Origin of the sequence: Runella sp. MFBS21 (assembly GCF_029433105.1) — a bacterium.
Taxonomy (GTDB): Bacteria; Bacteroidota; Bacteroidia; order Cytophagales; family Spirosomataceae; genus Runella.
Genome location: NZ_JARNTW010000034.1, coordinates 31,033 through 40,789, shown reverse-complemented (window position 1 = coordinate 40,789; position 9,757 = coordinate 31,033). Strand labels below are relative to the sequence as shown.

Annotated in this window: 9 protein-coding genes and 1 rRNA gene; 5 read left to right on the top strand and 5 right to left on the bottom strand. The window is 40.5% G+C overall.

Going from position 1 to position 9,757, the window contains the following annotated elements; translation table 11 throughout:
- The 4 genes from P1X15_RS31285 to P1X15_RS31270 all read right to left on the bottom strand — a co-directional run.
- A 16S ribosomal RNA gene (locus P1X15_RS31285) occupies positions 1-123 on the bottom strand; the annotation flags it as partial.
- A gap of 482 nt (positions 124-605) precedes the next feature.
- Entirely contained in the window at positions 606-968 is a 363-nt protein-coding gene (locus tag P1X15_RS31280) for a hypothetical protein (RefSeq protein WP_277342043.1), read from the bottom strand.
- A gap of 40 nt (positions 969-1,008) precedes the next feature.
- A complete protein-coding gene (locus P1X15_RS31275; protein WP_277342042.1) occupies positions 1,009-1,350 on the bottom strand; it encodes a carboxymuconolactone decarboxylase family protein in 342 nt (113 codons plus the stop codon).
- A gap of 117 nt (positions 1,351-1,467) precedes the next feature.
- Positions 1,468-4,149, bottom strand: a complete 2,682-nt coding sequence (locus tag P1X15_RS31270; RefSeq protein WP_277342041.1) for an MGH1-like glycoside hydrolase domain-containing protein — start codon at positions 4,147-4,149, stop codon at positions 1,468-1,470.
- 106 nt (positions 4,150-4,255) lie between these two features.
- Here P1X15_RS31270 and P1X15_RS31265 point away from each other — a divergent pair, with 106 nt between their 5' ends.
- The 5 genes from P1X15_RS31265 to P1X15_RS31245 all read left to right on the top strand — a co-directional run bounded on the left by P1X15_RS31265 (position 4,256) and on the right by P1X15_RS31245 (position 9,266).
- On the top strand, positions 4,256-5,092 hold the full coding sequence (locus P1X15_RS31265; protein ID WP_277342040.1) for a 5'-methylthioadenosine/adenosylhomocysteine nucleosidase: 837 nt from the start codon (positions 4,256-4,258) through the stop codon (positions 5,090-5,092).
- 105 nt (positions 5,093-5,197) lie between these two features.
- On the top strand, positions 5,198-6,826 hold the full coding sequence (locus P1X15_RS31260; protein ID WP_277342039.1) for an acyl-CoA carboxylase subunit beta: 1,629 nt from the start codon (positions 5,198-5,200) through the stop codon (positions 6,824-6,826).
- A gap of 49 nt (positions 6,827-6,875) precedes the next feature.
- A complete protein-coding gene (locus tag P1X15_RS31255; protein WP_277342038.1) occupies positions 6,876-8,036 on the top strand; it encodes a glycosyltransferase family 4 protein in 1,161 nt (386 codons plus the stop codon).
- A 13-nt stretch (positions 8,037-8,049) separates the two neighbouring features.
- On the top strand, positions 8,050-8,658 hold the full coding sequence (locus tag P1X15_RS31250; protein WP_277342037.1) for a sugar transferase: 609 nt from the start codon (positions 8,050-8,052) through the stop codon (positions 8,656-8,658).
- Positions 8,659-8,663: 5 nt separating this feature from the next.
- Positions 8,664-9,266: an acetyltransferase gene (locus P1X15_RS31245; protein WP_277342036.1), complete on the top strand. Its 603-nt coding sequence runs from the start codon at positions 8,664-8,666 to the stop codon at positions 9,264-9,266.
- Here the strand turns inward: P1X15_RS31245 and P1X15_RS31240 are convergent.
- Positions 9,253-9,585: a phage holin family protein gene (locus P1X15_RS31240; protein WP_277342035.1), complete on the bottom strand. Its 333-nt coding sequence runs from the start codon at positions 9,583-9,585 to the stop codon at positions 9,253-9,255. The two genes, P1X15_RS31245 and P1X15_RS31240, sit on opposite strands and share 14 nt — an antisense overlap.
- Positions 9,586-9,757 lie beyond the last annotated feature (172 nt).

Sequence of the window (9,757 nt, the reverse complement as noted above, 5' to 3'; positions counted from 1 at the left end):
GTGATAGGTAGGTTGCATACGTGTTACGCACCCGTACGACAGTGACATTGCTGCCCCTTCGCCTTGCATGTATTAGGCCTGCCGCTAGCGTTCATCCTGAGCCAGGATCAAACTCTCCATCGTAAATTCTATTCTATCGACTTGCGTCGCTTAATTCTACTGTTACACGCATTGTCGTTTATTCTCTCACCATTCTGTCAATGAACTCCCGTTTAGCTCGCTGCTAAACTTTGTGCTTCTCTCAAAGCTAGTATCCCTTTTCTTCTATTTCTCCTCCCTCTTTTTCGGGTTGCAAAGGTCTACCTTTTATTTCTAATCTCCAAATTATTTTTTACTTTTTTTTCACTTTTCAAAATTTTCTTCGGAAATTATTCCCTCTCTCTCTTTCGGGTTGCAAAGGTCTGAACTTAATCCCTAATCTCCAAATATTTTCCAAACTTTTTTTTCAAAACTTTTTAAACCTTCTCGTTCTCTCTCTTCGTCCCCGCCGCTCTTCCGTTTTGGGAGTGCAAAGATAACACAACCGCCACCCCCTTTCCAAATATTTAAACACCTTTTTTTTGAAAAAAGCTATAACATCCTAGCTGTTAAGCCTTAACCTAAGGCTAGGTTAGTTTTATTTCTTCTTTGAAGTACTTGATGACATGAATTTTAAGCAAAGATTCCTGGGAAAGAAGATTAAAATGAGGTACCTTTTCTACCGACCGCCAATGTGGCCACCCATCTTTATCTAAGCCTTCTAACTCATAAAAGCCCGATAAGCTTAAAACTTTACATACTGCGATGTGCATTAAATCTTGTTTTTGCTCTTTTGTAAAGGAAATAGGCCCTTTTCCTAATTCATGCACGCCAATCAAAAATAACACACCATTTAGATCGGCGGGCTTTTTTCCGATTGTGTGCTCCAGGGTTTCTAACAAACCTTCCCAGTCTTTTTCCAACTGTTCGTCTATTTCTTGGTTTTTCATTAGTACATATCCATTTAAAATACATCAAAAATCTTTATGATTACTGCGACAAAGCATCCCAATATTCAACTGCTCTACGAAGATGAGGGATTACAATAGTACCTCCTACCAAAGTGGCAATCGAAAACACTTCCTGTACTTGTGCTGTTGTAACACCCAATTCTTTGCATTTGCCTAGATGATATTTTACACAATCATCACATCTTAATACCATAGAGCATGCTAAGCCCAACATTTCTTTAGTAGCTTCGTTTAGATGACCTGCTGCATACGCATTTGTATCTAGGTTAAAGAGTCGTTTTATAATAAGATTATCAGAGTCCATGATTCTTTCGTTCATACGTGCTCGATAATCATTGAACTGCTCAACCAAGTTTTCCATTTTTTTAGCTTTATCTTAATATTCTTTTGAATGAAATGACTATAAATGAAAAATACCTCTCTTTCTACAAATTATTTAAATGTAGGGTTGGAGGTATTAATTGGGATATTGTTTAAATCATAATAGCTCTTCGGTAGAGATCTTCTTTTCAGCTACATCTTCATAAACCGAGGTATATTCTATTAGATCTGCTACTAATCCAGTCCAGCCAGTTTGGTGTGCTGCTCCAAGACCATCACCATTGTCTCCATTAAAATACTCATAAAACAGATACAAGTCCTTAAAGTGGGGATCATCTTGAAAAGTTTTTTGCGAATAAAAGGCTGGGATATTTCCTGCTGAATCTCTACGAAAGATATCTATCAAACGTTTTGCCACACAAATCGCCGCTTCTCTGATTGTCATGACATTGCCAGAGTTTGTGGGGTATTCTATTTCATAATCATCTCCATAATAATTATAGAATTTTAGTAAAGAGTCTACAATTAAGAAATTAAGAGGAAACCAAATAGGTCCTCTCCAGTTTGAATTGCCCCCAAAAATACTGCTATCAGATTCGGCTGGCGTATACTTGACACGTAAGACCTCTCCATTAACAAAAAACTCATAGGGGTGCGTCTCGTGGTATTTTGAAAGAGCTCTAATGCCATATTTAGATAAAAACTCTGTTTCATCAAACATTCGTTTTAGGAGCATTTTCATGCGGTGGCCTCGCAATAATGCCAATAAATGAGACTCACCTTTGCCTGGCTCATGCCAACGCGAAATCAAAGATGCGAGGTCGGGGCGATTGGTCAATACCCATTCGACCCGTCTTTTAAAATCTGGAAGCTTCTCCAGCAAATCATCATCCAAGATTTCTACGGCAAACAACGGAATAAGCCCTACCATAGAGCGTAGTTTCAATAACATACTCTTTCCGTCTGGCGTATGAAGCACATCATAGTAAAATTGGTCTTCTTCATCCCAAAGACTAATCTTTTGATCTCCTAAAGACTTCATGGCCGCAGCTATATGCAAGAAGTGCTCAAAAAACTTGGAAGCCATATCTTGATAAACAGGACGCACCAACGAAATTTCGCACGAAATCCGTAACATATTGAGAGTATACATGGCCATCCATCCAGTACCGTCGGCTTGCTCAAGATAACCTCCTGTAGGTAGCTCTGCACTACGATCAAATACCCCAATGTTGTCTAGCCCTAAAAAGCCACCCGAAAACACGTTATTTCCTTCTGCGTCTTTTCGATTGACCCACCATGTAAAGTTGAGGAGTAGTTTATGAAAAATTCGTTCTAAAAATGCGACATCTCCCTGTCCGTTTAGCTCTCTATCTATTTCATACACTTTCCAAGTAGCCCAAGCATGAACAGGAGGATTGACATCGGAAAAGTTCCATTCATAAGCAGGCAGCTGTCCGTTGGGGTGCATGTAATATTCTCTAAGAATAACCGCCAATTGACGCTTGGCAAAATAAGGATCCAATCTTGCTAATGTCACCGTATGAAACGCCAAATCCCATGCCGCAAACCAAGGGTATTCCCATTTGTCGGGCATAGAGAGGATATTGGCAGTATACATATGTTTCCAGGTGAGGTTGCGTGGGTATGCTCGTCCCTTAAAATCAAAAGGCATTTTGGGATCACCTTTCAGCCATTCATTTACATTGTAATAAAAGAACTGTTTGTTCCAGAGCATTCCCGCAAAAGCTTGACGTTGAATGGTCCGCAATTCGGGATCTTTTACATTTTGCTGAAGATCGTCATAAAATTCATCAGCTTCCTGTTTTCTTAGGGCAAAAATTTCGTCGAAATCAGCAAAAGGATTAGAGTTATGGGTTTGGTTAGAAAACCGAAGCCTCACTGTAACGCTCTCTTGCGGCGGTACTACTAGATTATAGTGGCCTGCTGCTTTTGAACCTATCTGATTGGGATTGACAAATTGCTTTTTCCCTGTTATAATATAGTTATTGATACCATCTTTAGTATAAGGCGACGCATTAGGTTTACCAAAGATTCGTTCAATGTTGGTTTCGTTTTCACAAAACAACAACTCATCTACCCCCTCAAAGTAGAGTTTATATTTGCCTAGTAAACGATGATTGACTTCGATTTGCCGATTGGCAATGCCATTGAGGATAGGTTTATAATCAAATTGGTCATATCCCCACGACCAAGTATTCCGAACCCATAACGTAGGAAGTATCGTAAGTGGTGCTTCTTCGGAATAGCGGTTATGAGCAGTGATTTTAACAAGCAGGTCGTTTTCGTCCGCTTTTGCGTATTCTATAAAAATATCGAAATACTGATTGTTGTCAAAAACGCCCGTCTCCAAAATCTCAAATTCAGGCTGAAGTCGATTTCTTTTTCTATTTTCTTCCGCAAGCTTGGCGTAGGGAAAAGCTTGTTGAGGATATTTATAGAGCATTTTCATGTAGGAATGAGTAGGAGTACTATCCAAATAATAGTATATCTCCTTCACATCTTCTCCGTGATTACCTTCTGGGCCTGTCAATCCAAAAAATCTTTCTTTGATAATAGGGTCTTGCTGATTCCAGAAGGCAAAAGCCATACAGATGTGACCTTTGTTGTCGGAGATACCTCCGATACCATCTTCCCCCCAACGATAGGTATATGAGCGAGATATTTCATGAGAAATAAACCCCCAAGAATCGCCCCAATAGCTGTAGTCTTCTCTAACAGTTCCCCACTGGCGTTCAGCCAAATAAGGGCCCCATTTTTTCCAACCTTTATTATCAGCACGCGCATGAATACGCTTTCTTTCAGCAGTATCTTTCATCGTAAGTTAAAGTGGGTTATTGTATGGAATCACAAAAATAAGACAATCACCAACATAGTTTTTTGCAATTTTGTGTCTAAATAAGCAATTAATCAAGCCTTTCCCAATGTTATTTCGTTCTTTTTTATACCAGAAACTCATTTTTGTCTTTTGTTTGGGTACAGTATTTGTCTCCAATGCTCAAGTTTATCAGTCCAAACCAACTATTGCTTTGATAGGAGCACTGGATGAGGAAATTGAACTTTTGAGACAATCTATCCAAAAACCCAAAGACGAGGTTATTCATGGAATACATTTTTTTACTGGAAAAATCGGTAAGCAAAGCGTCGTAGTCGTCAAGACCGGAATCGGAAAAGTTAATGCCTCGATGACCACTGCTTTTTTATTACAACATTTCCGGCCTCAGAAAGTTATATTTACAGGCATTGCGGGGGGCCTTCATCCTGATTTAAAACCTGGCGACATGGTGATTGGTAAAAAAACAATTCAATATGATTTTGGATACATCAATAATGATACCACCCTCGTCCGAAATACCCGTAACCCCATCAATTCCCAGTTAAATCCACTTTACTTTGAAGCAGATTCTGAACTTTTATCCAAAGCTCAAATAGCTGCAAAGAAAACGCTGTTAGAAAAAATCTCCATGGAAGCAACTATTCCTTCCGTCATAGTGGGCACTATTGTTACGGGGGATTTATTTGTAAATTCAGAAAAAAAAGGGCAGATGCTACGCCTTCTTTTCAACGCTGATGCTACTGAGATGGAAGGAGGAGCCGTAGCTCAAATATGCTGGCAACAACAAGTTCCTTGTTTGATTATCAGAAGTATGAGTGACAAAGCCAACAGTAATGCCCAAGAAAACTTTGCCCATTTTAAAAAAGTAGCAGCCCACAATTCTGCTTCGCTTTTATTAAATATTCTCTCCGAAATATCACATTAGCTTTCCTAACAAAAGCTAGGTTACACATTTGATATTAAGTGCCTTATTTTTATGGTTTATCCATAAAAATCATCATTTTTAACTTTCCAAAAATCTTCATCAGCTATGACCAATTCTGAATTCCACCAACAGCTCCTTGAGCAGCTCCATCAAAAACTTGAACAAGTTAAACTAGGTGGAGGCCAAAAAAATATTGAAAAGCACAAAGCTAAAGGTAAACTTACCGCTCGCGAACGAATCAATTACTTGATTGATTCGGAGAGTGATTTTGTCGAAATAGGGGCGTTTGTGGGAGATGGTATGTATATAGAAGAAGGGGGCTGCCCTTCAGGGGGCGTAGTGATAGGTATAGGAAGGGTATCGGGGCGCATGTGCGTAATAGTAGCAAATGACGCCACGGTCAAAGCAGGCGCTTGGTTTCCTATTACCGCAAAAAAAAATCTCCGAGCCCAAGAAATCGCCCTTGAAAATCGCCTACCTATTATTTATTTGGTAGATAGTGCGGGGATTTATCTCCCTCTTCAAGCCGATGTTTTTGCGGACAAAGAGCATTTTGGTCGAATCTTTCGCAACAATGCAATCATGTCTTCTTTGGGGATTTTGCAGGTAGCGGCTATCATGGGAAGCTGTGTAGCGGGTGGGGCCTATCTACCTATTATGTCTGATGAAGCGCTTATTGTCGAAGGAACGGGCTCTATTTTTTTAGCGGGTCCTTATCTCGTAAAAGCTTCTATTGGCGAAGATGTAGATGCCGAAACCTTAGGAGGTGCTACCACCCACTGCGAAATCTCGGGCGTAACTGACAACAAATACCCTAACGATATCGCTTGCCTGGATGCCATCAAAAAAATCTTTGATAAAATAGGGCATGATGTAAAAGCGGGGTTTGATAGAATTAGCCCGTTTCTTCCTCTCAAAAACCCTCAAGAAATATTTGAAATACTGCCCGCAGACCGCAATAAGCCTTATGATATGCGCGAGATTATCGAACGTATCATAGATAATTCCGAATTTGAAGAATATAAAAAGTCGTATGGCCAAACGCTGCTATGCGGATACGCTAGAGTAGACGGGTGGGCTGTGGGGATTGTAGCCAATCAAAGAAAAATAGTAAAAGCTAAAAAGGGCGGGAATACGGCTCCCGAAATGCAAATGGGAGGCGTGATTTATTCGGATTCGGCAGATAAAGCGGCGCGTTTTATCATGAATTGCAATCAGAAAAAAATCCCTTTGGTTTTCTTACACGATGTTACGGGCTTTATGGTTGGTAGTCGCTCCGAGCAAGGGGGAATCATCAAAGATGGCGCCAAGATGGTAAATGCCGTCGCCAATTCGGTTGTACCTAAGTTCACGTTTATTGTTGGCAACTCTTATGGTGCGGGCAACTACGCTATGTGTGGCAAAGCCTATGACCCACGGCTGATATATGCTTGGCCTACCGCTAAGCTTGCGGTCATGAGTGGAGCTTCTGCTGCAAAGACATTGCTCCAAATACAAGTAGCTACTCTCAAAGCCAAAGGCAAATCCCTATCATCAGAAGCAGAGAATGAGCTTCTGACCGAAATTACGGAGCGTTATGATGCCCAACTTTCGCCTTATTATGCAGCTGCTCACCTTTGGACCGACGGAATCATCAATCCGCTTGATACGCGACGTATCATTTCTGCTGGAATTGAAGCTGCCAATCATGCTCCTGTCACCAAGGCTTTTAATGTAGGTGTCATTCAAACCTAAAGATGACTTAATACAGGCAAGACAGTCTAATTAGTAAACCCTTTTGCTGATGTCCTGTCTTGCCTTGGTTTATACCGACCCTCTATCTTTACGCTTCTTGAAAGGGCAATGTGCATTTTGGAAACAAAATAAATACGAAGTGCATGTGTTTTGTGCCGATAGCTACATACTTCAAGACTTTGGCGCTACATACGAAGTTATGACATGGGGGCTTTCTTTTAGCCGCCATCCTACTGCGATTTGTCAGCATTTAAAGAGTGTGAATGAATTGACTTATTTTTTCAAAAAAATACGCCCTACTATTGTTCACGCCAATACTCCTATCGCTGCATTTTTGGCCATGATAGCCGCACAAAATGCCAAGGTCCCCATTCGTATTTATGAAATGCACGGCTTACCTCTCGAAACTGCATCGTTTCCTGCAAAAGAAATTTATTTTTCTGCTGAAAAAATAAGCTGTTTACTAGCCAATCATGTCATTACGGTGAGCCAATCGCTACGAGATTTGATCATCCAAAAAAAATTAGTTTCTCCCACCAAAGTCTCAGTAATGCATCATGGTAGCTGCAACGGCATCGATACAGAAGTAGAATTTAATCCTGACCTCATTGACACCACTACTATAACCACTCTCAAAAATGAGCTTTTTGGTAGCATCTCCTGCCCTGTGGTGGGTTTTGTAGGGCGTCTTAGTCCCGAAAAAGGAATAGACGAACTATATCAAGCTTGGAGGATTGTTGAACAGCATTTCCCTTTAGCCAAACTCCTAATTGTAGGGTCTTTGGATACGCGCCAGTCTATTTCGCCTTATTTGAAGACGCTTCTCAAAACTACGTCTAGTATTGTGTGGGTAGAATGGAAACAAGATGTGGCTTATTATTTCAGCTTGATAGATTTTTTAGTACTCCCCAGCCACCGCGAAGGGCTCGGCAATGTAGTACTAGAAGCAGCCGCTATGAAAAAGCCTGCCGTGGTATCTAACGTAACGGGCCTGAAAGACGCCGTCGTAGAGAACCAAACAGGGATTTTTTTCAAAAAAGGCTCAGTAGATGAGTTAGCCGCCCAAATGATGTTTTATCTTCAAAATAAGCATATCGTAGAAACTCATGGTCTTGCTGCTCAAGCACGGGTAAAAACCTTTTTTTCTCCTACCGATGTTTGGCATAGCAAACTAGCGCTTTATCGCCGTTTGGAGCAAGAGACGAAATAAGTAATTTTGTGGTATGAATTATCAATATTTTTTCAAACCTCTTCTTGATAAAACCATTGCACTTGTAGTGCTTATCCTATTCTCTCCGATTTTGCTTTGGGTTATTATTTTACTTAGCATTTACAACCAAGGCAAACCTTTCTTTTTCCAATTTCGCCCCGGTCTTCATGGCAAAATATTTAGAATTGTAAAATTTAAAACCATGAACGATCTCCGTAATCCTCAAGGAGAGCTTTTATCGGATGCCCAGCGTCTTACTCCTATTGGCAGATTTGTGCGCAAAACTTCTCTGGATGAGCTTCCGCAGCTTTTGAATGTGCTTCGAGGAGAGATGTCGTTGATTGGCCCACGTCCCTTGCTTACCGAATACTTGCCTCTTTACAGTAAGCAACAACAAAAACGACACGATGCAAAACCCGGCATTACAGGATGGGCACAAGTCAATGGCCGAAATGCCATCTCTTGGGCACAGAAATTTGAGTATGATGTATGGTATATCGAAAACCTTAGTTTTCAACTAGATACTAAAATACTTTGGCTTACCGTCATAAATGTTTTTAGCGCAAAAGATATAAATGCGGCTAATTCGGCAACTGTCGATAAATTTACTGGAAACAATTAAAAACTATGCTTTTGTACGGAGCTAGCGGTCACGCTAAAGTTATCATCAGTTGCCTGACGGCCAATCACATCCCTGTTATGGGGATTTTTGACGATGATTTATCAAAGACTAGCCTGTGGGATATTCCGGTGGTTGGGAGCTATAAAGCTGAATATGAAAGTCAGGAAAGTATTATTGTGGCCATTGGCAACAACAAAATCCGTCAAAAAGTAGCCATGATGATTAGACATTCTTTTGGAAATACGATACACCCCTCAGCAATTGTAGACCCGACCGTCCAAATCGGTGAAGGAACCATCGTTTTGCATCAGTCAGTAATACAAGCCGACACTCACGTAGGCAAACACGTGATTGTAAATACTGCGGCATCTATCGATCATGAGTGCCGAATCGGTGATTTTGTACACATTGCTCCTAAAGCTACCTTGTGTGGAAATGTATCCGTAGGGCAAGGTACTTTGGTAGGTGCGGGGAGTATTATATGCCCCAATCTCACCATTGGGAAAGGCTGCTTGATAGCCGCCGGAAGCGTCATTACCAAAAATATCCCTGATTTTGCCGTCGTACGAGGCAATCCTGCTAAAGTGCTGAAGATTATTGATACTTAAATACCCAGTGAAGCATTTTTCTAACCATTTGCTGAACGGCTTTTCCAGCATTCACCCATAGAAGCGTAGTCAATAAAAGAAACCCAAACACAATCAAAAAACCCCAATATCGGCTATCAAGCCATTCGTTGATTGCTACTGCTATTGTAATAAACACAAAAATACCAGTCAAAGAACCAAGTATCAACATCACTACTAAATAGACGAGTTTTATGATGATGTTTTCGATATGCTCTTGGGTTTCTGTTTTTAAAAGCTCTACACGTGTTTCGATGTACTTGTAGAGATAGTGACGAAGTTCTTCAATTTTCTCAAACATCAGGTTTTGTAGGATAGTAAGCTTACCAACCCTCCCGCAAGAGAGTCCAAACGTAGCATTTTGATTAGAAATAACAATTTTACACAAAACTATTGAGTCTCACAAAGCGTTTGAGATAATGTGATTCTTAACTTTGTAGCCTCAATGCTTATTGTTGAGTATACAAGAATCT

Coding starts and splice junctions, on each gene's coding strand:
- P1X15_RS31250 (WP_277342037.1), top strand. CDS start 8,050: ATGAATTATCAATATTTTTTCAAACCTCTTCTTGATAAAACCATTGCA.
- P1X15_RS31280 (WP_277342043.1), bottom strand. CDS start 968: ATGAAAAACCAAGAAATAGACGAACAGTTGGAAAAAGACTGGGAAGGT.
- P1X15_RS31255 (WP_277342038.1), top strand. CDS start 6,876: ATGTCCTGTCTTGCCTTGGTTTATACCGACCCTCTATCTTTACGCTTC.
- P1X15_RS31245 (WP_277342036.1), top strand. CDS start 8,664: ATGCTTTTGTACGGAGCTAGCGGTCACGCTAAAGTTATCATCAGTTGC.
- P1X15_RS31275 (WP_277342042.1), bottom strand. CDS start 1,350: ATGGAAAACTTGGTTGAGCAGTTCAATGATTATCGAGCACGTATGAAC.
- P1X15_RS31260 (WP_277342039.1), top strand. CDS start 5,198: ATGACCAATTCTGAATTCCACCAACAGCTCCTTGAGCAGCTCCATCAA.
- P1X15_RS31270 (WP_277342041.1), bottom strand. CDS start 4,149: ATGAAAGATACTGCTGAAAGAAAGCGTATTCATGCGCGTGCTGATAAT.
- P1X15_RS31240 (WP_277342035.1), bottom strand. CDS start 9,585: ATGTTTGAGAAAATTGAAGAACTTCGTCACTATCTCTACAAGTACATC.
- P1X15_RS31265 (WP_277342040.1), top strand. CDS start 4,256: ATGTTATTTCGTTCTTTTTTATACCAGAAACTCATTTTTGTCTTTTGT.